Consider the following 25,783-nt stretch of genomic DNA (forward strand, 5'->3'; position numbering starts at 1 on the left):
TATTACCATGTCTATTATATCGAAGTCATCTGAGGGATGGATGGTGGTTATCGTCTCAATCTATAGGGCATTCATGCTAAATCGGCAAGTGTGATTTTCCAGAAGGCAATGCGTTCACGCTTCCAGGTATAGGTCACATATAGGTTAAGGCCGCTTGCAACAATAGCGGGATAGGAATACTGCTTTTCTCCTTCATCCAACAGGAATTCATTTTCCCAAGTAAGGCCGTTGTCCTGTGAAAGCCGGATGACGAGCGGTGTTCTCGGTCCTTTCTTCTTCCCGGTTTCCGGACGTGTTGGATTGTAAATCAGCGCGATTGTTCCGTTATCCAGCTTCACCAAATCGATTCCACTGTTGTTGTTGGGCAATTCGGTGGGATATGCCGGACACCAAGTTCTTCCCCCGTCCACCGAGTCGCTGCGGTATATAGCCCCTTCGATGCTTCGAGTGAACATATGCACGTATCCAGGACTAGATTCCCATAAGGTCGGCTGAATAATGCCTGAGCCTATCATTCTGCTGCGGTCTAATGGGACGGTCTCACTGCGATTCCAGGTCTCGCCTCCGTCGGCCGAGAGGTCAACGAATACATCCCAAGCTGGTTCCAATGAAGCAGGGGCCGCAATCGTTCCGTCGTGCAGCACAATCGGCTTGTTTTTGACGGGTCCCCTTCCTCCCTTATCCCCCTCAACCAAAGGAATCGGAGGCGACCACATGTATCCGTTATCCGTAGAGCGAATAACCATTGTTTCCCATTCGGCAATACTAGTTCCGACTTTATAATATAGAAAAAGAACGCCCTCATTGTTTCGGAAAAGGACGGGATTCCAATGGGGAACATCCTCTTGATCCGCCACTTTCACGGGTGGCGTCCATCCCCCATCTCCCCTGTGTGATACCCAAATCGCAACATCCCCGGCTTTCTCTCGTGTTCCGCCGAACCATGCGGCAATCACATCTCCCCCGGGCAGCAGTTCCAACGTGGATGCGTGACAACTCAGGAAGGGTCTGTCGTCCTCAAAAATGAATTCCTTAACGGTATTGACGTATTTCATCTTTTAGCCTCCAATACGGGAACGATTTCGTAACAGAATCCCTTGCCCGTTTCAAACACCGACTTGTCATTAGACGAACGGTAGATTTGTCCATTCAGAAGGACTTGAACCGGCTGAGCGGTCCATAGCCGGCACTTTTTGCCGGCAATCGACTTGATGCAAGCGCGTGATAGTTTTCCATCCTCCCAGTCCATGTCGATTTCAAACCCACCTCGGGCTCTCAATCCCTTCACGCTACCGCGCCTCCACTGGGGCGGTAAGGCCGGCAGGAGCTGGATCATTCCTGCATGGCTTTGCAGCAGCATTTCCGCAATGCCTGACATGCCGGCAAAGTTACCATCAATTTGGAAAATACTCATCTTCACCTTCGGATGCCGGTGAGCATTCATCATATTCGGGTGTAAACCAGCCAGCAAGTCGTTTAAGAATCGGCGTGCTTCTATCGGTTCACCCAACCGCGCCCAAAAGTTGACTGTCCAAGCGCAGCTCCAGCCCGTGTGCGCTCCGCCATGGTCAAGACGGCGTTCGAGTGTTTTCTTGCAGGCGTCGAATAGTTCGGGCTGTCCATGACGTGTTACTTGATCCAGTGGATGAAGAACGACCAAATGCCCAATATGTCGGTGGCCCGGTTCCAACTCTTCGAAGTCTTCGTCCCATTCCTGCAGCTGCCCGTATTTACCGATTCGGAAGGGGGGCATTCGGCTCAATGCCTTTTCCAGTTGTCCCCTAAACGTGTTATCTAGGTTTAGAATGCGGCTGGCTTCCATGCAGTGGGCAAACAAGCCTTTGATAAGCGCCAAATCCATTGTCGTTCCTTTTGTTACGCTGCTTCGCTGCCCGTCCGGGGTAATGAAGAAATTTTCTGGGGAAGTGGACGGACAGGTGACCAAATAGCCATCTGGGTCCTCGATAAGCCAATCCAGACAAAACAGCGCGGCTTCTTTCATTGCCGGATACGCTTGTTTGAGAAATTGTTCATCCTGGCTGAAAGCGTAATGCTCCCACAAGTGTTGGCATAACCAAGCGCCGGCCATCGGCCAAAATGCCCAACTGGGCGATCCGCTCACCGGTGTCGCGGTACGCCACAAATCAATGTTGTGATGAGCGGTCCATCCCCTGCTGCGGTAATGGATACTGGCCACTTTCCGGCCTGTAATCCGTAAGTCTTCAATCAGATCAAACAGCGGGCGGTGGCATTCTGCAAGATTGCCTACTTCCGCCGGCCAATAGTTCATTTCAATATTAATGTTTGTTGTCCAGCTGCTGCACCACGGTGGTTGGTTCTTATCGTTCCAAATGCCTTGCAGATTCGCCGGTTGTGTACCGGGACGGGAGCTGGATATAAGCAAATATCTCCCGAACTGAAAGAACAGTGCAGCGAGACCAGGATCGTCATTCCCGTTTTTAACCGCTTGGATGCGGACATCCGTAGGTAGAATGTTTTTGTCTTCCCCTCCGTCACCAATGTCGATAGAAACTCTGTCGAATAGTGCGGCGTACTCGCTCATATGCTGCTCTTTCAGACGATCGTACCCCAACCGTACAGCATTCGTAAGCCATGCAACACACAAGTCTGAAGGATCTTTGCCCAGTACGACCGGATCTTTCTCGAAGCCGTTGTAGCTGGTAGCGGCGGCCAGCAGCAGAGTAACCGATCCTTTCCCGCTGAAGCGAATCCGCCCGCCGCTGACTTCCACCCTTCCGCTCTCCGATGCTGCTTGAAGGTGGATTTCGAAGCCGATTCCTTTTCCCTCGGCATAGAGGATGGGATCGGATGATTTGACCGTGTTAGGCAAAACGTGATATGGGCAGCGGCCGGAGAGCGTCACCCGATCTACAGAAGTTTTGCGTACGGAAAACTGCAGCGGGCTGTGAAGCACGGCGGTAAAACTGGTTTTTTTCTCGCTGTGCAAACGTATCGCCATCACTTGATCAACGGCAGATACGAACACTTCACGGGTGAACATAGCGCCATTTTGACAGTAACGCACCCGTACAACCCCATCATCCAAATCCAATTCCCTGTGATAATCCGATATTTCGCCATCTTCGTCGTAGATAAGTTCCAAATCCCCGAGCGGCATGTAGGACTCAATATCCGGCCCTTCCATGTACTGTTCGATCATCTGTTCCGCTTCTGCGTACTTCTTCGAAAATATCAATTCACGAACAGGATCCAAATGCCGCTCTGCATCATAGCGGACCGTCTCCCGGGGTTCCCCCGACCAAAGCGTGTCCTCGTTCAATTGAATGTGTTCCCGGTTCGTGCCGCCATACACCATCCCGCCAAATCGGCCATTGCCGATAGGAAGCGCTTCGAACCAATCCTTGGCCGGCTGGGCATACCAGAGTGTGGATCTCTTATCAGACATAGACTCTCTCCTAATCTGTCGCTTGCTTACTCGTACAGCCAATCCAATGTGTTGATGCCATCGTTTTTGTGCTCGACATTCCTTGGCCGAATTTCTAGATCAGCAGGTACGACGCCCAAAATCAAGTAAGCTCCCATGCCGAAATCTAGCGAATGCCGTCCTGCTTCGTATCGAAACGTATGGATATTTACAGATGGATACGCGTACAAACGCAATCCTTTTTGCAATACCGGCGCATACCCGCCTAAGTCGTCCGCGTGTGTGTTTTCCTCCAAGCTCGGGACTTGAAGCCACTGCTCATCCTTCGAATTGAAATATCCGATCAACACCTTGGATGGCTGCTGCAATTCGATATCGATCGTCACTCCGCTCAAACCTGCTTCCATTTGGCTGAATCGGATTCCCGTCAAACCATCCAGTTCTTCCGCACAACCGACAATGTGAATATCCCCATCCACAAACACTTGCGCTTCCTTCTCAACGCGGTATGTTTCCGCGTTTTCAGACAGCAAGGTGAATGGCACTTCCTGGTACGGAACAATCGGTTCTTTCATGTTTTTCAGTGCCTCAGGCAGGGTGCCCGTCTTTAATTCATCGAGATGGAATTGGAAGCGTTCCAATTCTAACTCATAGACTGGCAGACACTCCGTCCAGTGCTTGAATTCAAGACCATTACGAATCGGCACTTTCCGCTGCGGCGTCTGCATACTGTTGGCGAATAAATACGTCTTTTCCGTCAAAAGCGTTAGCTTTCGGTAGCTATTCAGGCCGATCTCAAGCTGTACAGCGGCTTCTTCCAAGAACTCCAATTGCTTGAAATACTCTCCACAGACCGAATGCTTGTAGATCAAAATTAGCAGCGACGCCCGGACTTTATGCACATACACCTGCACCATATGATGAATCGCATGCATGTCATCGAACAAGCGATCAAATTCATCCCAGTTTCGTTTCACCAACTTGCGCGCTCTTTCAATCGCTTGCACCGCATCTTCCGCATGCCGACTGACATCAGCAATAATGTCCGGCGGCGTCTCTCCGACGTGCGGTTCGCCTTTCAGCTCCCGGATCACATACTCCTCCAGCCTTTCACCCTGAGGCGACTGGGATTCCCATAAATCTGGCCACGGCATGTGCCGTTCCGGATTCGTCAATTGACTCATGGTCATCCCCAGGCTCATCGTTTGACGGTTGCCTTCGGTAATACCGAACCGCCGCAGCAACTTGGGCGCACATTCTCCGGACGCTTCGTATGCGTCCAGTATCGCTTCGCCTGCTTCCGGGCTACCGTATCTGTGTCCAAGCACTTCGATCCAGTAATGCCGTTCGGCTGCTGGATCGCGATCCGGGTTCCAAGCGTAACGGAACCAGGCTGCGAACCAAATCCAATCGCGGTCCAATTGTTTCAGCCTTGGCTCCGCCAAATCCGGCGAAAACGGCCAATCCCAGAAAAACAACGGATACAGATGCAGTCCGTTCGCTTTCAGCCGATATTTCGCCGCCTGCATACATTTTTGGATAAACGAAGGCGCCCCGTAACGGAAAGGCTCCAGGTTAGCAAGTATATGTACATTGACGATATGAATCGTCTTCAGCGAACCGAGACGGTTGTGAATGTCCTGCCATTTGCCCCGAGGCGTATACGTTGTCAATGATTCACCGTTATATTTAGCTTCCGTATACAGATTCGGATACAGAGGCAGCGCCGCCTCAATGACTTTTTGTGGCTCTATCGCGTGTGAGCGTAGAATAATCGGCGGCTTTTCCTTCACATTTGAATCCTTAAGCCCTTCCAACAAGCCTGCGAGAATCGTTTCGTTAAACCATTCCACTCCGTATATCTGCCCCTGCAGCGCTTCCCCGAGGCAGACCATCATACCCACGTTAGGGAATGATCGAACGAAAGTGGCGATCGATTTCTTATAGTAATCGCTTGTTAAAGGCAGCGGCTTCGGTTGATGCAGCTTCAATCCATGCTTCTCCGCAAAAGGCAGCGGAATATGAATGTTGTAAAACTTCAACACGAGCCAAATGCCTCGTCGGTCCGCTTCCTGCGCCACCCAACGAAACGTTTCAACGTTCTGCGAAAACTCTTCTTCTGTAACTTCAAGTGCCTCCGGGTAATCATCCAATCTCACTAGCGAGGAGAAGGGATGTCCAGCCCACAAATAGACGATGTTGCACCGCTGCTCCAGCAGCATATCGAGAAATTCCCGCCACAATGCCCGGTCATAAAACCAGGGAAAGCGTGAGGGGGTAATCGGATATTCATACGTTTGACGAGGCGGTTCGACGGTTGTTTTCTGCAGTCCAATCGCCGGCCCCCTAAGCGCGAATCGCGGAGCGTCACCGTAGGCGATATCTTCGGGCAGAAGCCCTGCAGCGCGAACTCGCTGCGCAAGCTCCATACAGCCGTATAATATTCCGGAATCGCTGCCCCCAGAAACCGTCATCAGATTGCCCGGGCAAGCGGCGATATAAAACCCTTCTCCCTCAGGAGCTTCCGTGTGATACAAGAGTACGTCACGTTCTTCCAACTGCCGAAGCAAGTCAGATTCATTGCGGTTTCCCACAAAGATTTTTCTTTCCTGTGCGGATCGATAGCTGTCCCACGTCCAGGACACTTCTTCAACTTTCACATCATATCCGCAGTCCAGCAGCGCTTGTTTCAACAGCCGGATGCCATTTTCCACCCGCGGGGCAGGATTAGGTGCGTATCCAAGAGTGACGGCTTTCATCGTTATTACCCAACCTCCATTCTATTTTGCTTTATTTTAAAAACAGTTCAATGACCGGCACCGTAACATTTGGTTTCTTGACTGGAAGCGATAAAGTCACTGTATGGTCATCTCGCCCTTCCTTGAAAGCTCCGTTTTCAATACCGCTTGGCACAAAGCCTTCTTTAAATCTGATTTCCGATGCGTCGTTTAGGAATTGGGCATACTCCACTTTTCCGGCGAATCCGTGAAGATGGATATTTTTGAAAGGCCAGCTGTACACATGCAAATACATACGGTTCGTCTGAGGATTGAAGGTTAAACGGCAATCTTCGGGGCATACGAATGATTCCGGGGCTTGTGTGCATCCGTATATGGAGCGATTGTGTCGCTTCATCCATTCCCCCATTCCCTTCAACCGGTCTACGGCACGCTCGTCGAATTCACCGCGTCCGGTTGGGCCGACATTCAATAATAGATTGCCACCCTTACTCACGGTATCAATCATCATTTTGATCAGCAATTCGACGCTTTTCCATGACTCTTCTTCCCGGTGATAGCCCCATGAACCACTGAAGGTATGGCAAGTTTCCCATACGACGCGCTTTCCGTTTACCTGGACCCATTTGGTCGGCATATACTGTTCAGGGGTTGTGATATCGCCACCCACCTGCAAGCGGTCGTTCAATAAAATGTTCGGCTGTAAGGTGCGGATCATTTTGACTAGCTCTTCACTGCCCCAATCTTCCTTGCCTTTGCCCGCCAAACCGTTTTCTTCCGGGAACGAAAAATCATAAAATAACAGATCTACTTGACCGAAATCCGTCAGCAATTCCTTCGTTTGTCCATACAAATAGTTCCGGTAGTTGGTGAAGTCTAATTGTGTATTCCCGGCAATATGATTGGGATCAAAGCGAAGCGGATGTTTAGGATCGACCGAATAATGGGGATGATGCCAATCTAGCAGGGAATAATATAAACCAACCTTCATATCGCGTTTACGAAACGCATCTACCATAGGTCTTAGCACATCTCGCCCAGCCGGAGAATTCGTCGCTTTATAATCGGTAAGCTTGCTGTCCCATAAGCAAAAACCCTCATGGTGCTTCGTCGTCACCACGAAGTACTTCATGCCTGCGTCGGAGGCGAGTTGTGCCCAAAGATCGGGATCGTACAAATCCGGATCGAATCGTTTGAAATATTTTTGCCTGTACTGTTCCCCGCTCAATTTTTCCCGGGATTGCAGCCATTCATGCCTCGCTGCAAGTGAATATAGTCCCCAATGGATAAACATGCCGAATCGGTCATGTGTAAACCATTCACTGTCGCCTGCGGTTTTCTCAACTTCGAATGTCATAGTCTCTCTCCCTTGTTATGATTAACCGTTCGATCTTTAATCGAAGACCTGCAGAACAGACCTGCCTCCGTCCACAACGAGATTTGCTCCAGCAATGAATCCGGCTTCATCAGATGCAAGAAAAACGGCCGCATTCGCCACGTCTTCCGGCTTACCGAATCGCCCGACAGGGTGTGTTGCCAGCATGGCATTGCGTTTCTGTTCCCGGTTTGGATAGGACTGCATGTAGGTCTCGGCAAGCGGGGTTTCAATAAACCCCGGGCTAATGGTATTCGCACGGATTCCCTGACCTCCGAAATCGACACATATCCCTTGCGCCATCGCAAGCATGCCTGCCTTGGAAGAGTGATAAGGGAAATGATTTCGCTGAGTACGGATAACATGAGTCGAGCCGATGTTGACTATGCTGCCACCACCCTGTTCCATCATGAACGGAATGGCGTGCTTGCAGCAGTACCAAGCGCTTTTCAAATTCAAATTCATCACGTGATCCCAAGCTGCTTCGTCAGCTGTCACGACGTTCGCACTACAAGTAACCCCGGCGTTGTTAACGAGAATATGCAGGGCGCCGAAATATGTTTTGGCAGCTTCCATCAATGCAATTACGCTGTTTTCGGCGCGAATATCGGCGTGGACAAACAAGGCGTTCCCACCTGCCTCTACGATCTCTTCGACGACCCGAACTCCCTCTTCGGAAATGTCATTGACGATAACGCAGGCTCCCTCTTCGGCGAATCGCCGTGCAACAGCCTCTCCAATACCGGAAGCTGCACCGGTAATAACAGCTACTTTACGCTCCAATCTCATGCGTGACATTTGTCTCCGCTCCCAGACACAATCCGACATCTGTCCACCGAGAAACGAATGTGTAACTTCCTGAACCAGCGCTGTAAATGGATTTATTGTTTTCCATTCCTACATAATGCAATCCCTCGGTTACGTGCCCATCCTCATTCAGGACGGCACCTGGCACATAGATCGTGGCGGTTGTGTTCACAGGAATTTGGACTTTCAAAACGAACCACGACCGCTCCAATTTCCACTCTACTCGGATCCTGCCGTAAACAGAATGAAATTCGCCCTTGGCGAAATGGAGCCCGCCCCCTGGACGGGGATGAATCACAATATGCTTATATCCCGGTCTGTCCTCGTCTGTGTTGATCCCCATAATATTTTGATACATCCACTCGCCGACTGAACCCAACGAGTAATGATTAAACGAATTCATACCCGGATTCTGGAATCCGTTTGTTTCTGTCCAGGCGTCCCACCGTTCCCAAATGGTCGTAGCTCCATGCTTGATGGAATAAAGCCAAGAAGGGAAAGTACCTTGATTGAGCAAGGTGTAAGCAAGATCTTCTCTCCCCCCTTCGGTTAAAGCAGGAAGTAAATACCCGACGCCGAGAAAACCTGTCGTCAAATGATTGCCGTGCAGCTGGATATTCCCCGCCAAATGTCGAACCGCAAGTTCGCGCTGCTCTTCTGTCAGCAGGTTCATCTTCAGTGCAAGCACGTATACGGTCTGCGTATCTCCTTTGATCCGTCCGGCCTCATCCACAAACGCATCCTCGAAAGCTTGTTTGATCTTTTCAAACAAATCCGCGTATTTACGTGTATCTTCTTCCTTGCCGAGTGCCTTCGCAGATTTGGACAACAGTAAGGTGCTGTAAGCGAAATAAGCAGTATCGAGCACGTCCTTTGGCGTGTCCGCATGGATGGAGAGCCAATCCCCATAATTCGAGTAACCCGGTCGGATCAAGTCCACCGTGTTCGCTTGCAAATACTCCACCCATCTGACCATCGCCGGATAGCATTCCTCCAAATTTCTGTGGTCGCCATACACCTGGTAAACGGTCCAAGGAATAATAACCCCCGCATCACCCCATCCGCCATTGTCGGGAGCATGCCAGTTAAGTTCCGCATGATTATGCTTAAACGCTTCCCAGCCGGAATCCGGCGCCACATCTGGAAAAGCTCCGGAGGGCCGTTGGGCATCGATAACGTCGATCATATACTTATTGAAAAAGCGTCCGACATCCATATTAAAACTGGCCGTACGAGCGAAAATTTGCGCGTCTCCCGTCCAACCTAACCGTTCGTCACGCTGCGGACAGTCCGTCGGCACGCTGAGAAAATTGCCGCGTTGTCCCCACTCAATATTGCTAAGAAGCTTATTCAGCATGACGTTGGAAGTTTCTAACCAACCCGTTTGCTGCGTCGCCGAATGAACCACTCTACCGATGACCGTTTGCAGCGTGGGTGAATTCATCAATCCCGTTACTTCCACATACCGGAACCCGTGAAAAGTAAAGTGAGGTTCCAGACATTCCTCCCTTTCACCACTTAGGATGTAGGTCTCCTGCTGAACGGCTTCGCGCAGATTTATGGTGTATAACGACGTATTATCGTCATTCAACATTTCCGCGCAGCTGACGGTAACCTTCTGACCTTCTTGCCCGTCTTCAACTTGAAGACGAACCCAGCCAACCATATTTTGTCCCATGTCAAATAGGTAAGAGCCTCGCGGTGTTTTCTTCATGCTGATCGGCAGCAGTTCCTTCATGACTTGAACAGGAGGATCTACTTGTGCCGTCAGGACCCCATCGTAGCGTTCCAAAACAACAGGCGTCTCCCAAGAGTCATCGTCAAATCCCGGCAGGCTCCATCCCTTCGGTTCCAGACGGGCGTCAAAGCTTTCGCCTTTTAGTAAATCCGAGTACAGGATAGGACCTGCAAACGCTTTCCATGATTCATCGGTCACAATAATGTCAGAGGAACCGTCCTCATATTCGATATGCAGTTCAAGGAGCAAGTAAGGGTTGTCTCCGTACCTGTTCGGACCGAACATGCCCACGTGACCGGCATACCAACCAGTGCCTAGGATCGCTCCCAAAGCCATACTTCCGAAACTTCCGGTACCCAGATGCGCCGTTACGTCGTAGGTCTGAATCTGTACCCTAATGTTGTAATCTGTCCATCCGGGGGCAAAATAATCTCGTCCTACCCTTTCACCGTTAATATGCAGTTCGTACAAGCCCAATGCAGTTGCGTAAATGAAAGCCTGGCGGACCGGCTTTTCGATTCGAAATGTTTTTCTCATATAGGGAGAAGGCAAAAGCTCCGTATTCTGAGGATTGGTTCTGCCAATCCAACGTGCTTGCCATTCGTTTTGGTTTAGAAATCCCATCGACCAGTGAGCTGACCTGCTCCATTCAGACACCATATCGCGTTTATCCCAAACCCTGACCCTCCAATAATAAACCCGCTTAGATTCTAGAGGTGCTCCTTCGTAAGAGATATGGATAGATTGGCCGGACTGAACCTTTCCACTGTCCCATAGATCGCCCTTATTCTCATTCAACAGCTCCGGACGAGATGCTACCAATACGTGATAGGCCGACTGGACCTGACCGTATTCTTCCGATTCCATGATCCAGCTTAAGCGGGGAACGGTTGTAACGATACCTAACGGATTTTCGATGTATTCCGTTTTTAGATCAGAAACTTTCATAGTCCTCTCCTCCTATAGACAGACTCCCTTCACCGGGATGCTTGAGTCAAGTGTATCTAAAATTCAACTTTCGTTTATAGGGCGAATTCACCTATTTTATAGGCGACGCCTTCCACCTCTCCATGAATCTCTTGAAAAAAGTCATGAAAAAGACTGCATCCATCGTGAATGGCATGCAGTCTGAATAATAGCCAATACTAATTCCTATTGGGGGTGCCCGTAACCGCCTTCAGCCAAGTTGTGGCCATCAGCATATCTCCAAGCGTGTTCATGTGAACGCCATCGGTCGTTAAGTCCTGACCTGTTTCACACTGTAAGAAATCGATAAATGCTTCATGCGTCGGCACAAGGATGCCATTAAATTCTTCCGTCAGACGGTTAACAATATCCACGTAAGGTTTCAGTAACTGGGTCCCTGTAGAATCAGGATACTCCTTGATTACCGTAGGCTGCATGAGAATCGCACGACAATTGGGTAATTGTTTTGCTTGTTCCAGCAGGCTGCGATACACCGCTTCGAACTTGTCGGGGTATACTTGTTCCGCATCTGGCGAATCCAATTGCCGCCATACGTCATTGATACCGATAGAAATCGAAATCCACTGCGGTTGGTGATCCAGTACATCGATTCTCCATCTTCTCTCCAAATCAATCACGCGGTTTCCGGATACACCTTCATTGATTATTTTCAACGACAGCTTCGGATATACCGCAGTGAGATAATCGTGCAGCAGCCGAACATAACCCGAGCCCAGCTTTAAGGGGTCCTTTTTTCTTCCCTTGTCCGTTATACTGTCACCGATAAATACGATTTTGTCCTTTGCTTTAAATGGCACTGTAACGCCCCCCTCGTATTTTCACTCTGCTCAAACGCTTACATTCGATTTTGTTATAAACTGCTGCTTGAACAATTGATACAGTGAATTGAGCTGCTCCACTTCAAACCTTTGGTTTTCTCTGAAAGCACTAGAATCTCTGGTGCGGCAGTGTATTGCTAGGGGTAGGCCTATTTTTCGCAGATGATATTTCGCATTGACGGGATACATCTGCAGTTCGATCAAGGACGCCGGTCCGGCAAACGCTTGTATCATTTCGGCCGTATTGGTCTCTATATTCCAACGCTCCATCAAACGTACATACAGCTCGGGATGAAAATTGGCCATTACGCCGCTGAAGCCGGCCGCGCCCAAACGTAACGATTCAAGCAGTGTTGCGGAATTAGCATTGAATATTTTCAATGGACTTCCTTTTACCGCATCGAGCTTCTCGGCAATATGCTTAAGATCGCAGCTCGTGTCCTTGAGAAACCCAAACCTGCCCGTATCCGCGCACCATTTGAGCAGCTTCGGGGTCATCAGCCTTTTATAAGGATATGGGCATTCGTAAATACCAAAAAGCACATCCGGCACTCGATCCAGCAGCTCCATTGCACGGGTCAACCATATCTCGTCCGATTCTTCCGGCCCGGCTAGCCGGTTGCTGACCAACACGACCGCATCAACTCCCGTGTCAGCCATCCGCTGAAGCTCTTCCACCTGTTTATCGAATCTGTCTGAGATATGGCCAGAAGTGATCACTGGCACACGGCCAGAAGCCTTCTCCTTAACGAACCGCGCGATCCCTACTCTCTCCTCCAAAGACAAGTAAAACATTTCACTCGATTGGCAGACCGCGAACAGGCCGTGAACGCCTTGGGCAATATACCATTCGACTAGTTGCCCTAATGCGCCATAGTCCACTTCGTTGGAATTTGTGAACGGGGTCAGCATCGTTGGCCAAACTCCATTCGGAATGTTTACATCCTTCATCTTCAACACCTCATCCTGATTATTTTATGACGCCTTCGCCCATATATCGATCCATCACAATTCTCAGCTCCCCTTTGGCTGATGGAGTGAGCGATTGAACCGGCAGTCGCGGTTCTCCCGCAGGCAAACCGATCATGTTCATCACTTCCTTCAGAACGGACGGCAGGGTTCCCAGCGAGAACGCACTGCGCAGAGCGCGCAGCTTTCGCTGTGACAATTCGGCTTCTTCCGGTTTACCCTGCATCCATAAATCGTAAATGGAGCTGACGACCTCCGGGAATACATTGGCTGTTGCTGCGATGGCTCCGTGTCCGCCAGCCATTAGTGTGGGCAATATGAGCGAGTCTGTCCCTGCCAATACGGCAAAATCCGGCTCGCACAGCTCTAGAATTTGCAAAATGTTATCAAAGCTTCCGCTGCTGTCTTTGATTCCAACAATGTTAGGCACTTTACTTAACTCCATGACCGTCCGAGGTAAAAGAGAGTTGCCAGTCCGCGCCGGAATGTTATACAAAATAATAGGTAGTGCCGTCGCTTCCGCAACCGTACGGAAATGCTCGATCAGCTCCTGCTGCGTAAACGCCAAAAAATAGGGAGTTATAATAGATAACGCATCGGCTCCCATTTGTTCCAGGCTTGCGGCCAACTGGGCCGTTTCCTTCGTTCCGACACACCCTGCGCCCACATAAATCGGAAGCCTGCCTTGCGCTTCCTCTATGACGATCTCGGCAACTCGCAACTTTTCTTCGATCGTCAAAGCAAAGAACTCCCCATTGGTACCGAGGCAAAACAGACCGTGAACGCTTGCATCGATGAACCTGCGGACTAATTGTCGTAATGCGGACTCATTGATGTTTTGAGTTTCGTCAAAAGGGGTAATCATAGCGGGAATAATGCCGGCGGGCTTTAACATCGTATCTCTCCTTGTATGGATCGGATAGTAGAATACATCGGTTATATGTTTTGTGAAAGGTTGTCAATCCGTTTGGGCGCAAGCTCAATCGCAGAGCGGATCGCTGCCAACATACTTCGTTCATCCGCTTTACCTGTACCGGCAATGTCAAAGGCCGTTCCATGATCGACTGAGGTGCGGATGATGCCTCCGTTCAACCCGATCGTGATATTCACGCCTGCTTCAATGCCGAGCACTTTGATCGGAACATGTCCTTGATCATGATAACAAGCCACTACAATGTCAAAGTCCCCGCGAACAGCCCGATAAAATAGTGTATCCGCTGGATAAGGGCCGGTAACGTCCACACCTTCTTCCGCTGCCTGCATGATGCCGGGAATCAGTTTCTGTTCTTCCTCCCCGTTCCCAAACAAGCCATTCTCCCCTGCATGCGGATTAATCCCGCAAACGGCGATACGCGGTCTATCATTTCCAGCCCTCCGTAACGTTTCATGCGCCAGCTTAATCACTTTGTATGTCCGCTCCGGGTCGATCATCTCGATCGCCTGAATTAATCCGACGTGTGTAGTCAAATGTATGACCTTCAGCTTCGGGGCAGTGAGCATCATGCAATAGTCTTCGGTACTCGTCAATCCTGCCAATATTTCCGTATGACCCGGATATAGGTGACCACCCTTATGCAGAGCCTCCTTGTTTAACGGGGCGGTGCATATGGCGTCAATTTGCCTGGCTAACGCCAATTCCACTGCTTTCTCAACGAACTTATAAGCGGCGTGTCCCGCATCGGCGGATACTTTACCGAATGGAAGATTCGGTGGGAGCAGACGTATATCCAAGCAATCGATGCTGCCGTATTCGTAACGCCCCTCTGATGATCCTGACACTGTATGTATGGAAGCCGAACCTCCCACGATCTGAAGAGCCCGTTTCAACATAACGGGGTCGCCAATCACGAGCGGACGGCAGGTTTCGTATACCGGAGCATGATGCAGCGCTTTCACGATTATTTCAGGTCCGATGCCTGATGCATCGCCCATTGTAATTCCAATAATTGGTTTCATATCCCGATTCCTCCATTCAATGACTCCAACGCTCGCAGCAGCACTTGATCCGATCCAAATCCTCCCGCTTTGGTGACCGCCGGAAGCGGTTCGTCCATCATGAGCAGTCCAATCGGCACACCGCTTTCCACCTCGTCAAACACACGGAATTCGATCGCTTGGAGAGCTGAGCAAACATGTTTTGCAGTATCGCCTCCAGTCATGACGATCCCTCCAACCCTAACTCGTCTCAGTACACGGGACACGGATTCCCCCAAAGCTTGCGATACCGCGTTGCTGACTTTTTGCGCATCCATGCCATTTCGTACTCCAGCATCCTGAGCGAGTCGTATGGCTTCCCGGTCACCTGACGAATATAACACCGTATGAAGGTTTGCGCTTAAGGTCAACGCTGCTTCTTCCTCCGCTTTCGCCAATTCCTGCTCCCTTTCGGTTTTGCCCGATACGAGCTGGTAAGCCTCCATCCGGATGCCCCGTACTTCCGGATTACTGAGAAGGACATCCAATTGGCGACGCGACCGAGGACTGACGCTGCCAATCACGATAAGTATTGGTCCGTCCGTTTTGCGACATTCCTGTGGCGAGGGCTGTGTTAAAGACGAATGTTGAATAGCCAGTTGTCGCGCCAAGCCGGCTGAACCGACCCAAACGACTGCGTAAGTCGTCTCCCCGATCAAGGAAACGATACGCCGCAGGTCTTCATCATCGGCCGAATCTACTAGTAAGTAGCTGACTCCCCGAGACATGCAGCTTTGCAAAACCAGTTCTATAGAGCTTTTCCCTTCCGCTAATATCCCGGATGGGATGACTTCAAAAGGTTGCTTCGTCTGGTGCCGCAGCAATTCGGGGATATATGATTCGGTGACCGGCGTTTTCGGATCGTTTGCGAACTCGGTTTCATGCAGCGGTTTTCCATGAACATACAATCTGCCTTCCCGAACCAGACGGCCGGTTTCCGGATAGGCAGGGGCGATGACGACGAAATCGGGACGAAATGTGTCGTAAACGGCGTCAATTTCGGACCCAAGGTTCCCACGCAAGGTGGAATCGATTTTTTTAAACACAACATCCGCCTCGAAAGCCTGAGCGCACCTCGATGCCTCCGCAGCTCTTTGGTATGCCGATTCGGCATCTAGGGAACGGCTGTCGGTATCCAGTACGAGCACATCCCGCTCTGACACCGCGCATGACTCGGACACAAATTGCAGAAGCACGGATACTTGCAGCCCACGTTTGGCAAACTGTACGCCAGTATCCCCCGCTCCCGTAAGGTCATCAGCTATGACGGCAATTTTCAATTGCGGTTTCCTCCTTAGCGTTTTGCTTTAGCAAAACTTACTTCGTAAGAATTAGCTGAGTTTTCACTAGAAAACCTACTACGTAAGCACTCACTGACCTTTTCTTATCAAAACTTGCTTCGTAAGCATTCGCTCAGAAACGACCAACGACCAACAACTAGAACGCTTTCTAAACAAATTTTATCTGGTGAGGGGCATTCTTGCGAATAAGAGTCTTTAGAGGCTGTTAATTTGCCATTTTTATCACATTTAGTGGAAATAGGAGCCCGTAGAGGCTCTTATTCTTAAGGCTTTTCTTCATTTCGGTGAAAATCAAACAGATAAAGGTCTTTGGAGACTGCTATTTTAAGGATCCGATCTTATGACAAAGAATTAGAAGTCCCTGGAAGCTCTTATTTATTGAACGATGGCTCATCCGCTCATCTCGCTTTGATGTTGATGTATATAGTACTCGTTTTATAATTTTGGGAACAGTTTCCAGTAAACCGACTTGATCGATTCCAAGTCCATTGGCTTCGGATTATTATTTAAAAGCCTGGTGACCTTCGATGCTGCGATCGCCAAATCATCCACATCCTGTTCCGTAATGCCGAATTCACGCAAATTTTGCGGGATATGCATCTCTGAAGTCCACTCAAAAATCTGCTCGATCACCCGTTCAGATGAGTCCTTCCCTCCCCCTTTTTCCACCTGTAGTCCCATGGCATGGGCTACGTTTCCAAGCCGCCCAGATATGGCATCCATATTATAGGCCATGACATGCGGCAGCAGCATTGAATTGGCAACTCCGTGCGAAATGTTGAACTTGCCCCCGAGCGGATAAGCGAGCGCATGTACGGCTGCTGTGCCTGCCGCACTCAATGCCATGCCGCCGTACATCGACCCGAGCAGCATTTTCTCCCTCGCTCCGAGATCCGAGCCATTATGATAGGCATGAACCAGACTGTCTGCAATCAAGCGTATTGATTCCAAAGCAAACATGTCGCTTATCGGGTTGGCCTTATTGGATATATACGATTCTAAGGCATGTGTAAAAGCATCCATTCCCGTTGCTGCCGTAATCGGTTGCGGCAGGCTTACCGTCAAAACTGGATCGATAATGACCAGCTTGGGTAGCAAATGCCTGCTAATTACACCGACCTTCAACTGTTCTTCGGGAACGGTTACAATCGCATTGGGCGTCACTTCGGAACCGGTGCCCGAAGTCGTCGGCACTAGAACTGTCGGGATGCCCGGTTGCGAAACGAGATCGGTGCCGATCAAACTCTGCACGTCCGTTGGATTAGTCAGCAAAACGGAAAATATTTTCGTAGCATCGAGAACGCTTCCTCCACCAATACCTATCAACAAATCCACAGGTTCTGCGGATATATTAGCGAATACTGCGCGTATATTGTCAACGGTCGGTTCTGGCTTCACCTCTGTTATACAATGGCTGGATATACCCGCTTGCTTGAGCTCGACGCCGATTTGCTCGATAACCCCCAGCGCTACTATAGAAGGCTGTGTAACGATCACCGCATGCCGAAATTCGCCGAGCAACTTGATTCGCGGAATCAGTTGGGCGATGGTATTACGTCCGGCGACAATGCTGCCAGCTGTCTGAAACATGTACGGATTGGATACATAATCGGCTTTCACTGTAGTCCCCCTTCCGAACGAAACTTCCACAATTTCCCCTCATCCTACGCCCGCTTACAGGCGATGTCAATGCAGCTGTAAGTTGAAGATTCAATCGCCCTATATATCGGATTCAATCCCCCCCTCAGTAGGAAGATGTATGATAGTAATCTTAAAATAAGTTACATCTGTCACAAGTTCTAACCACAGTTGAGGAGTGTGAAAACGATGAATATTGCGCCCTATGTAACACCATATAAATTGGGTAGACCGGTGCTTGTCGGATCCGGCGTCCCCAGTCATTTTGATGAACGTGCTGTTGATTGCCCCTTTGTCTTTCAGCATAACGATAAGTTTTACATGATGTATGTAGGGTTTGACGGTACGGGTTATCAAACAGCCTTGGCCACAAGCAAAGACCTGTTACACTGGGATCACCTAAGTGTGATTTTACGACGAGATGAAGGTTCAGGCTGGGATTCGAAAAATATAGCAGGAACATGGATCTTGAAGGAAAATCAGATCGATGCTCCACCATTGCTCAAGAAATGGAACAACAAATACTGGCTGCTCTATCACGCCTATCCTGAGTTCGGGTACGAAGAAGGTTCGGCAAAAATCGGAATCGCATGGACGGAAGATGAACAGCTGCTGGAGTGGCACAGATACTCTGATCCGATTCTAACCCCGGAGGCAGGTGCGGATTGGGAAAAAGGCGGTTTATACAAGGAATGCCTAATTGAACATAAAGACACTTTCTATTTGTTTTATAATGCCAAAAACACGAATAAGGGGAAATGGATCGAACAGACAGGCGTTGCTCTCTCCACTGACCTGATGCATTGGCAAAGATACGAGCAAAACCCCATATTATGTGTCTCTCCGGAAAGATGGGACTCTGGTTTTGTCAGCGACCCTTGTGTTTTACAGGATAAAGACCAATGGGTTATGTATTTCTTTGGCTATAATTACAAGCAAGCACAAGAAGGGATTGCGCTTTCGAAGGATCTTTTACATTGGGACAAATATCCCGATCCGATCATTCGCGTTGGAGAAGAGGGAACCATCGACTCCATTTTTGCCCATAAGCCTTCCGTCATTACGCATAATGGCGTGCTATATCACTTCTATTGCTCCTGCAGACCCTATAAGGATGGCGATCCGACAAAAAATTACGGTAAAGAGTTCCGAACGATTAGTGTGGCCGCCTCGCAAGATGTCTTTCGTCAATGAATTCCTATTAGAGGATGGTTAAAAGGAGACTCAAACCGATGCACCTGGATGAAATGTTTGTTGAAAGCAAAATATGCCCTATTGGGGTCGATGTCACACGCCCTGCTTTCGGCTGGAGCTACAAATCCGGTCTCATTCGCTCACAAATGCAAACAGCCTACCGGATCGTGGTGTCAACCGAAGAGGAATGTGTGCAGCGCTTCCTATGGGATAGCGGGAAAATGGCCAGCAGGAAAAACGTACATATTCTATATGAAGGCCCTCCGCTACAGTCCCGCACTCGCTACTATTGGAAGCTTCAGTTTTGGGATCAAAACGATCAGATGTCGGAAAGTCCGGTATCATGGTGGGAAATGGGACTTTTAAACGAGAATGATTGGGCAGCCCGTTGGATTGGTGAACCTGACGGAGAGCCGCAGGAACGTGCTTCGCTTCCTTTGTTCCGATATGAATTCAACCTAGATAAATCTGTGGAAAGAGCAAGAGCTTACATATGCGGTTTGGGACAATACGAGCTTCGGTTAAACGGAAACAAGGTCAGCGATCATGTGCTTACGCCCGGATGGACTAACTTTGACAAAACTTGTCTCTACTGCGTTTACGATGTGACTGACGAAGTGAAAAATGGCGCTAACGCGGTGGGCGTTATGCTCGGGAATGGATTTTTCAACGTGACGGGCGGCCGTTACAGCAAATTCAAACATTCCTTTGGTACCCCGAGATGTCTGATCCAGCTCGAAATCACGCATACCGATGGAACGACCGTCACGATTGCCAGTAATCAGGACTGGGAAACCTCTGCGGGACCGATCACCTTTTCATGCATATATGGAGGCGAGGACTTTGACGCACGCCGTGTGCAAGCGGGTTGGGATTTGCCCGGTTTCACGGAACGCGAAGCCTGGGGATACGCTGCCGAGGTTGCCCCGCCTGTTGGAAAGCTGAAATCACAAGCGCTTTCTCCTTTGAAAGTCATGCAGACCTTCAAACCAGTGAGCATATCGCAACCTACACCAGGCGTGTATGTCGCCGATTTCGGGCAAAACTTTTCAGGATGGGTTGAAATATCCGTTGTTGGTCAGGAAGGTTCCAAGATCACCCTATCCCCAGCAGAACTATTGAAGGATGACGGTACGGCCAATCAAAAATGGACCGGTTCCCCATACAGATTTTCCTACATCCTGAAAGGAAACGGAGAAGAAATCTGGTCGCCTCGGTTCAGCTATTACGGTTTTCGTTATGTACAAATCGAAAGCGCTATTCCCGCAGATTCGTCCGGGTCCCCTACGGATTACCCCGTTCTTGTCACCATTGAAGGACAGATGATCTACCCAGATACGAAATTTTTAGGAAGGTTCGAAAGCTCGGATACTATGCTGAACCGGACGCACAAGATTATTAATCAAGCGATTCTTAGCAACATGAAAAGCCTGTTTACGGATTGTCCCCATCGAGAAAAGCTCGGATGGTTGGAACAAGTCCATCTGATGGGCTCTGCCGTAGCATTCAATTATCAGATTGAACCCTTGTTAACGAAAACGATGGAAGACATCAGAGATGCCCAACTGCCCAGTGGGATGGTGCCAACGACGGCACCCGAATATGTCGTGTTTTCCGATAAGTGGCGCTGTTTCCGCGATTCCGTTTCGTGGGGCGGTGCGTATGTGCTGACAGGATGGAACCTATTTCGTATGTACGGCAACACTCGGATTTTGGCCGAGCATTATGAGGGTATGAAAGCGTACATCGATTACGTGACAGAAGGCTCCGATCATTTAATCGTCAGTCAAGGGCTTGGTGATTGGTATGATGTCGGGGAAAAAGGACCCGGGTTCGCACAAAAGACACCAGTCTCTCATACTGAAACAGCGATGTTTTACCATATCGTAGATATTTTCGCACAAATCGCAAGCTTGTTAAACAACAGCCAGGACGCCGTCAACTACGCAGCCCTGCGGGAGAAGATCAAATCGGCGTTTAATGACGCATTTTTTGAACGGGAAACATCCCGTTATGCGACAGGCAGTCAAACCTCGAACGCCATGCCGCTTGTATTGGGGCTTGTCGATGAGCCGTATAAGGAAACCGTACTATCCCGAGTGATCGAAGACATTCGTCTGCATGGTTATCATACGACAGCGGGCGATGTCGGGCATCGTTATGTGCTGCTTGCACTCGCGCTGAATGGCCGTTCGGACATCATCTACGAAATGACTCGACAAACTGATCATCCGAGCTACGGATATCAAATCGCACACGGTGCGACGACGTTGACGGAAGCGTGGGACGGTCCGACCGTTGGCAAATCGCAAAACCATTTTATGCTCGGTCACTTGGAGGAATGGTTATACGCCGGTTTGGCTGGAATCGATTATCGATATGACCCTGACTTTGAAAGTTATAAGGTGACGATTAAACCGGCATTCCCCCAAGGATTGGAAGAAGTCAAGGCTGAGCACCAGCTGCCAATTGGATGTTTGCGTGTAGTTTGGAAGCGAACTGATCATAATCAGTTGACGTTAAACGTGGTCATTCCTGCAAACTGTTCAGGAGATGTATACGTCCCGGCGATATCCATGGACGCGATTACAGAAAACGGATCTATGATTGAGAAAGTACCGTGCGTCGAGATCATCGGTTATGAAGCCGGGTATGCCGTCCTTCGCGTATCTTCGGGACAGTACTGTTTTAATAGCGAAATATAACATTTTACAGGTCCGCTCTTTTCTCGTCTGTAAGATTGAAAAACATCGTTACAAACCCGCTTCCGCTTTCCCAAGCATCTGGAACGATGAAAAACAACCTTACAAAGAGGCTCTTATTCTATAAATCTCGCTGAAAATCAATTAATTCGACATATTTAAAAAGCTTTTTTGAGACTTATATTGATCGACAGTCTCAAAAGTACAATGTTTCGTGTCGATTTCGCTTCAAATGGGCAATTTCAACCGTTATATTACTTTTGGGAACCTTCAACAACAAAAAAAAGAGCTTTCGACCAGTGTAGGACTACAAGGTGGACAGCTCTTTTTCTACTTACATAGGATCACGATTTAGACCGACTCGATGACATAAGCCATTCCGGGGACCGTCTTAAACCACACCACTTGATCCAATAGCGAATAATCTTTTAAGAGTTCAGTTCCAACTATACGAACTTCGACACTCGTTCGAAGACGACAAATACCACCGAGCTGCGATCGTACCTCGGCCGTTTCGAGTTTTCCGCTCCTCCATTTGATATCCACCTCAAAGCCCCCTCGTGCCCTCAGTCCCTTCACTTCTCCGTCCGACCATGCCATTGGCAGCGCCGGCAGCAAGTGAAGTTCTCCGGCATGGCTTTGCAGCAGCATTTCGGCGATGCCCGCAGTTCCCCCGAAGTTGCCATCGATTTGAAACGGAGGGTGGTTATCAAGCAGATTCGGCAGTGTCGATTTGCTTAGCAGAGCCATGACGTTCTCATATGCGGCCTCTCCGTCTTCCAGACGAGCCCAGAAATTGATGATCCACGCCCGGCTCCAACCGGTATGCCCGCCTCCGTGTGCAAGTCTGCGCTCCAACGTTTTGCGCGCTGCCTCGGCCAATGCCGGTGTTTCCCGAACGTTAATTTGACTGCCGGGATGAAGTCCGAACAGATGGGAAATATGCCGGTGTCCGGCCTTCTTCTCTTCGTAATCCTCGAGCCATTCCTGCAGTTGGCCGTAACGGCCGATTTTCGGCTCCGGAAGCCGACTGCGGACATGAATCCACTCTTCCCGCAGCGCTTCATCCGCTTCCAACAATTCGCTTGCCCGAATACATCCTGAGAACAAAGCATGTAAGATTTGATTATCCATCGCCGGGCCCATAGTGAGGCAGCCTCTTTCCCCATTTGGCAGCACGTACGTATTTTCCGGCGATACGGATGGGCAGGTCACCAGCCTGCCGTCCGGAGTTTCTATTAAATAGTCAAGAAAGAACAATGCCGATTCTTTCATCGTTTCATAAGCTCGCAGCAAAAATTCGCGGTCGCCGCCAAATTCGAAATGCTCCCACAGGTGCAAACAAAGCCATGCAGCGCCCATCGGCCAGTACGTTGCCGGAATATATATGTCCTGCGGAGAAGTATCGCCCCAAATATCCGTATTGTGATGCGCAACGAATCCTCGGCAGCCGTACATGATTTGTGCGGTCTTCCGTCCGCGCTCGCGCATCCGCTCGATCAGGTCGAACAGTGGCTCGTGGCACTCCGACAAATTACATGTTTCCGCAGGCCAATAATTCATCTGAGCATTAATATTGATCGTATATTTGCTGTCCCACGGCGGCTCAATTTTATCATTCCAAATACCCTGCAAGTTGGCAGGCAAGGAGCCTGGACGGCTGCTGGATATGAGCAAATACCGACCATATTGAAAATAGAGCGGGATGATCCCTGAATCTTCGCCGCCCTCGCGAACCCGCTCAAGCCTCTTATCTGTTGGTAAATCCTTAGCTTCTTCCGAAGGGGGTTCCAGCTTAAAGGAAACTCGGTCAAACAGACGTCCGAAGTCTTCCTGATGGTCGTCCTTCAACCGCGGGTACGTTTTCGATACCGCTTCCTCTACCCGTCTGACGCATACTGCCTCCGGATCTTCGTAACGGAATGAGGTGGCTGCCGCTATGTAGAGTGTCAAACTGTCGGCTCGATCCACGATCAAATGTTCACCGATAACGCTGACGGCGCCTCCTTGAGCCTCCGCAAACAATACGGCACAAAATTCGGACCCACCGCCGCCGCAATTGCCTCGGATCGCAATACTGTGATCGGACAGCCTGCCTATTTGTTCTACATACTTATTTTTCTCGCCCCGCATCAGACGCGCGGTTAACGATAAGGCGCCAGGCCTGTCAGCCTCCAGCCGAACCGCCAACACCTGATCGATGTGACTTGAAAGCATCTCGCGTTTATAACGAACACCGCCCGTTCGGTAAGATACGGATGCGATGCCAGTACTTAAGTCAAGCTCCCTCAGATAATCTTCGACCTCATCTTCGTGACCGGTAAACGCCAGCGTCAAATCGGCGAGCGGCATATAGTGGCGCTGCCCCTCCGGGACGCCAGAAAGCGCCATTACCGCAAGCTGCTCCGCTTTGCGGATTTGCCCTTCCGCGATCCATTGACGGATTTGCGGAAGATGCTGCAGGGCATCCGGATTGTCGCGTTCCTTCGGTCCCCCATACCAAACCGAATCCTCGTTCAGCTGAATTTTTTCCTTGGCAACCTTGCCAAAAATCATGCCCCCCAGCCTGCCATTCCCAATCGGCAGCGCTTCGTTCCATTCGGCAGCCGGCTGCCGAAACCAAATTTTATCCATGAATACCTCCCAAGTATTTATGCAATACCACGACCTTCGCCACCCGAACGTCATACCGCATAGCCATGCACAATTTTTACAATGACGTGCCAACTCTTACCTTCTCAAAAAAATTCTCACCACCGACTTGCCCGCCTTTCAGTACAAGCTCCAGACCGTCAAACTGCGCCTCTGTCGAATATGCACGGCATAAAGGTCCACCAGGCTCCAGCGCCGCCTTACAGGCTAGTGCATAAATACCCAACTCACGGGTTATATAGCCTGATGTATCCCCGCCAGCGATAAGAATGCGAGAAAGACCTGTCTCTACCACTAATTCTCTGGTCAGCATACCAAGCGCCTTGCCCAGCAGACGCCCGCTGTCTTCGGCCTTAAGCCCTTGTGCAGCAAGCGTTTCACGAATGAGAGCAATCGTCTGGTCTTGTGGTCCCGAGGCTGTATACAGTACCACACTTCGACCGCTCTCCAGCACCGATCGCGCCTCTTGCTGCAATCGCAACTGCGCTTCCTGAGCCAGCTCCGGTTGGATCAATTCATTCATCGGAACCCGAATTCCGGTGAATCCTGCCTCCAAAGCACGCTGAATTTGTTTATCTGTAACTGGTGAGCAGCTGCCCGACACCACTAAAAGACGATCGACAGATTCAACCGCAACTACATCTTGCTCTGCGGGTGCTAAGATACCATCTGCTTTCCAGCAAGCATTGAGCGCGTATTCAACACCTGATGAGCCGACTACAAACAATCCCTCGCCATCATTCGCTTCCTGCCAGATCGAACGGCCTACTTTTTCTAATCGAGGCTCATCCAGAACATCGAATAACACGACATCAGGCCGTTCGTTTTCAATTAATTGCTCTAATTTCCCATGCACCTCTACATCGGGTCCTTCAAGCGCTAAAATATCAAACAATGAAGTTTGCATTTTCGTTTGCTTTTGCAAATGCTTCCGTATATCCGCTTCTACCATCGGAGTCACGGGATGCTGCGACATCGTAGGATGGCGGTCGAGCCTATGTATGCGCTCTCCTGCTGCCGCAAAATGATTGCCAAAGAGTGTATACCTTCGTAAATAGGGCACGCCCACTAATAAAGGCACATAACGTCCACCGAATACATCCCTGCCGATCTCCATCGCTTTTCCGATACTTCCGATATCAGGTGAAGAATCAAACGTTGAGCATATCTTATAATGCACAACAACCGCTCCGGTCATCTTCATCGTTGTAAACAACGGACGTAATTCCTTCTCCATCTCTCCAGGTGATAAAGACCGTCCCACACCCGCCACCCCATAACAATCCACGTCTCGAAACTGCTCCCGCAGCATTTCCGGTGAAGGTGGCTCCAGAAACAAGATCGTTTTCAACCCTGCCTGAAACAAAGCTTCGAGTACATCAGTTGACCCGGTAAAATCGTCACCATAATAACATAACAATCGCTTAATCTGATCTTGAGCCTCATCCTGATTATCGACTAGCTTCATCCCGTTCATAGGCGCT

The 25,783-nt window shown here is 49.7% G+C and carries 16 protein-coding genes; 2 read left to right on the forward strand and 14 right to left on the reverse strand.

Going from position 1 to position 25,783, the window contains the following annotated elements:
* Positions 1-71: 71 nt before the first annotated feature.
* The 12 genes from QFZ81_RS20235 to QFZ81_RS20290 form a co-directional block, all read right to left on the reverse strand.
* Positions 72-1,055, reverse strand: a complete 984-nt coding sequence (locus QFZ81_RS20235; RefSeq protein WP_307441958.1) for a sialidase family protein — start codon at positions 1,053-1,055, stop codon at positions 72-74.
* Positions 1,052-3,427 (reverse strand): glycoside hydrolase family 95 protein, encoded by a 2,376-nt coding sequence (locus QFZ81_RS20240; protein ID WP_307604447.1) that lies wholly within the window; start codon positions 3,425-3,427, stop codon positions 1,052-1,054. Before QFZ81_RS20240 ends, QFZ81_RS20235 begins: the two co-directional genes overlap by 4 nt.
* A 26-nt stretch (positions 3,428-3,453) precedes the next feature.
* On the reverse strand, positions 3,454-6,165 hold the full coding sequence (locus tag QFZ81_RS20245; RefSeq protein WP_307604449.1) for a hypothetical protein: 2,712 nt from the start codon (positions 6,163-6,165) through the stop codon (positions 3,454-3,456).
* Between the two features lie 31 nt (positions 6,166-6,196).
* Entirely contained in the window at positions 6,197-7,501 is a 1,305-nt protein-coding gene (locus QFZ81_RS20250; RefSeq protein WP_307604451.1) for an alpha-L-fucosidase, read from the reverse strand.
* Between the two features lie 36 nt (positions 7,502-7,537).
* Complete coding sequence (locus QFZ81_RS20255; RefSeq protein WP_307441952.1) at positions 7,538-8,317, reverse strand: SDR family NAD(P)-dependent oxidoreductase; 780 nt, start codon at positions 8,315-8,317, stop codon at positions 7,538-7,540.
* Positions 8,292-11,012 (reverse strand): glycoside hydrolase family 78 protein, encoded by a 2,721-nt coding sequence (locus QFZ81_RS20260; RefSeq protein WP_307604454.1) that lies wholly within the window; start codon positions 11,010-11,012, stop codon positions 8,292-8,294. Before QFZ81_RS20260 ends, QFZ81_RS20255 begins: the two co-directional genes overlap by 26 nt.
* Positions 11,013-11,209: 197 nt before the next feature.
* Positions 11,210-11,848 (reverse strand): SGNH/GDSL hydrolase family protein, encoded by a 639-nt coding sequence (locus QFZ81_RS20265; RefSeq protein WP_307441950.1) that lies wholly within the window; start codon positions 11,846-11,848, stop codon positions 11,210-11,212.
* Between the two features lie 30 nt (positions 11,849-11,878).
* The gene (locus QFZ81_RS20270; RefSeq protein ID WP_307604455.1) at positions 11,879-12,820 is read right to left on the reverse strand and encodes a dihydrodipicolinate synthase family protein; all 942 of its coding nucleotides are present in this window, start codon (positions 12,818-12,820) and stop codon (positions 11,879-11,881) included.
* A gap of 19 nt (positions 12,821-12,839) precedes the next feature.
* Positions 12,840-13,733: a 4-hydroxy-tetrahydrodipicolinate synthase gene (gene dapA, locus QFZ81_RS20275; protein ID WP_307441947.1), complete on the reverse strand. Its 894-nt coding sequence runs from the start codon at positions 13,731-13,733 to the stop codon at positions 12,840-12,842.
* Between the two features lie 41 nt (positions 13,734-13,774).
* Positions 13,775-14,794 (reverse strand): 4-hydroxythreonine-4-phosphate dehydrogenase PdxA, encoded by a 1,020-nt coding sequence (gene pdxA / locus QFZ81_RS20280; protein ID WP_307604456.1) that lies wholly within the window; start codon positions 14,792-14,794, stop codon positions 13,775-13,777.
* The gene (locus QFZ81_RS20285; RefSeq protein ID WP_307441943.1) at positions 14,791-16,092 is read right to left on the reverse strand and encodes a four-carbon acid sugar kinase family protein; all 1,302 of its coding nucleotides are present in this window, start codon (positions 16,090-16,092) and stop codon (positions 14,791-14,793) included. Before QFZ81_RS20285 ends, pdxA begins: the two co-directional genes overlap by 4 nt.
* Positions 16,093-16,548: 456 nt before the next feature.
* Positions 16,549-17,703 carry an iron-containing alcohol dehydrogenase gene (locus QFZ81_RS20290; RefSeq protein WP_307606971.1) on the reverse strand — a complete coding sequence of 385 codons (1,155 nt, stop codon included), beginning with the start codon at positions 17,701-17,703 and terminating at the stop codon, positions 16,549-16,551.
* A gap of 237 nt (positions 17,704-17,940) precedes the next feature.
* On the opposite strand from QFZ81_RS20290, the gene QFZ81_RS20295 reads away from it, so the two are divergent.
* The gene (locus QFZ81_RS20295) at positions 17,941-18,945 is read left to right on the forward strand and encodes a glycoside hydrolase family protein (RefSeq protein ID WP_307604458.1); all 1,005 of its coding nucleotides are present in this window, start codon (positions 17,941-17,943) and stop codon (positions 18,943-18,945) included.
* A 38-nt stretch (positions 18,946-18,983) separates the two neighbouring features.
* A complete protein-coding gene (locus tag QFZ81_RS20300) occupies positions 18,984-21,650 on the forward strand; it encodes an alpha-L-rhamnosidase (RefSeq protein ID WP_307604460.1) in 2,667 nt (888 codons plus the stop codon).
* Positions 21,651-21,998: 348 nt separating this feature from the next.
* Here QFZ81_RS20300 and QFZ81_RS20305 read toward each other — a convergent pair whose 3' ends face one another.
* Together QFZ81_RS20305 and QFZ81_RS20310 are read right to left on the reverse strand one after the other, a co-directional pair.
* Positions 21,999-24,281 carry a glycoside hydrolase family 95 protein gene (locus tag QFZ81_RS20305; RefSeq protein WP_307604462.1) on the reverse strand — a complete coding sequence of 761 codons (2,283 nt, stop codon included), beginning with the start codon at positions 24,279-24,281 and terminating at the stop codon, positions 21,999-22,001.
* Between the two features lie 76 nt (positions 24,282-24,357).
* On the reverse strand, positions 24,358-25,776 hold the full coding sequence (locus QFZ81_RS20310; RefSeq protein ID WP_307604464.1) for a four-carbon acid sugar kinase family protein: 1,419 nt from the start codon (positions 25,774-25,776) through the stop codon (positions 24,358-24,360).
* Positions 25,777-25,783: the final 7 nt, after the last annotated feature.

This window comes from Paenibacillus sp. V4I9 (genome assembly GCF_030817295.1).
Classification (GTDB): Bacteria; Bacillota; Bacilli; order Paenibacillales; family NBRC-103111; genus Paenibacillus_E.

What these genes read in the sequence shown, in the direction of transcription:
- QFZ81_RS20235 (WP_307441958.1), bottom strand. Translation starts at nt 1,055, where the DNA reads ATGAAATACGTCAATACCGTTAAGGAATTCATTTTTGAGGACGACAGA.
- QFZ81_RS20245 (WP_307604449.1), bottom strand. Translation starts at nt 6,165, where the DNA reads ATGAAAGCCGTCACTCTTGGATACGCACCTAATCCTGCCCCGCGGGTG.
- QFZ81_RS20250 (WP_307604451.1), bottom strand. Translation starts at nt 7,501, where the DNA reads ATGACATTCGAAGTTGAGAAAACCGCAGGCGACAGTGAATGGTTTACA.
- pdxA (WP_307604456.1), bottom strand. Translation starts at nt 14,794, where the DNA reads ATGAAACCAATTATTGGAATTACAATGGGCGATGCATCAGGCATCGGA.
- QFZ81_RS20295 (WP_307604458.1), top strand. Translation starts at nt 17,941, where the DNA reads ATGAATATTGCGCCCTATGTAACACCATATAAATTGGGTAGACCGGTG.
- dapA (WP_307441947.1), bottom strand. Translation starts at nt 13,733, where the DNA reads ATGTTAAAGCCCGCCGGCATTATTCCCGCTATGATTACCCCTTTTGAC.
- QFZ81_RS20305 (WP_307604462.1), bottom strand. Translation starts at nt 24,281, where the DNA reads ATGGATAAAATTTGGTTTCGGCAGCCGGCTGCCGAATGGAACGAAGCG.
- QFZ81_RS20240 (WP_307604447.1), bottom strand. Translation starts at nt 3,427, where the DNA reads ATGTCTGATAAGAGATCCACACTCTGGTATGCCCAGCCGGCCAAGGAT.
- QFZ81_RS20270 (WP_307604455.1), bottom strand. Translation starts at nt 12,820, where the DNA reads ATGAAGGATGTAAACATTCCGAATGGAGTTTGGCCAACGATGCTGACC.
- QFZ81_RS20255 (WP_307441952.1), bottom strand. Translation starts at nt 8,317, where the DNA reads ATGTCACGCATGAGATTGGAGCGTAAAGTAGCTGTTATTACCGGTGCA.
- QFZ81_RS20290 (WP_307606971.1), bottom strand. Translation starts at nt 17,703, where the DNA reads ATGTTTCAGACAGCTGGCAGCATTGTCGCCGGACGTAATACCATCGCC.
- QFZ81_RS20310 (WP_307604464.1), bottom strand. Translation starts at nt 25,776, where the DNA reads ATGAACGGGATGAAGCTAGTCGATAATCAGGATGAGGCTCAAGATCAG.
- QFZ81_RS20260 (WP_307604454.1), bottom strand. Translation starts at nt 11,012, where the DNA reads ATGAAAGTTTCTGATCTAAAAACGGAATACATCGAAAATCCGTTAGGT.
- QFZ81_RS20300 (WP_307604460.1), top strand. Translation starts at nt 18,984, where the DNA reads ATGCACCTGGATGAAATGTTTGTTGAAAGCAAAATATGCCCTATTGGG.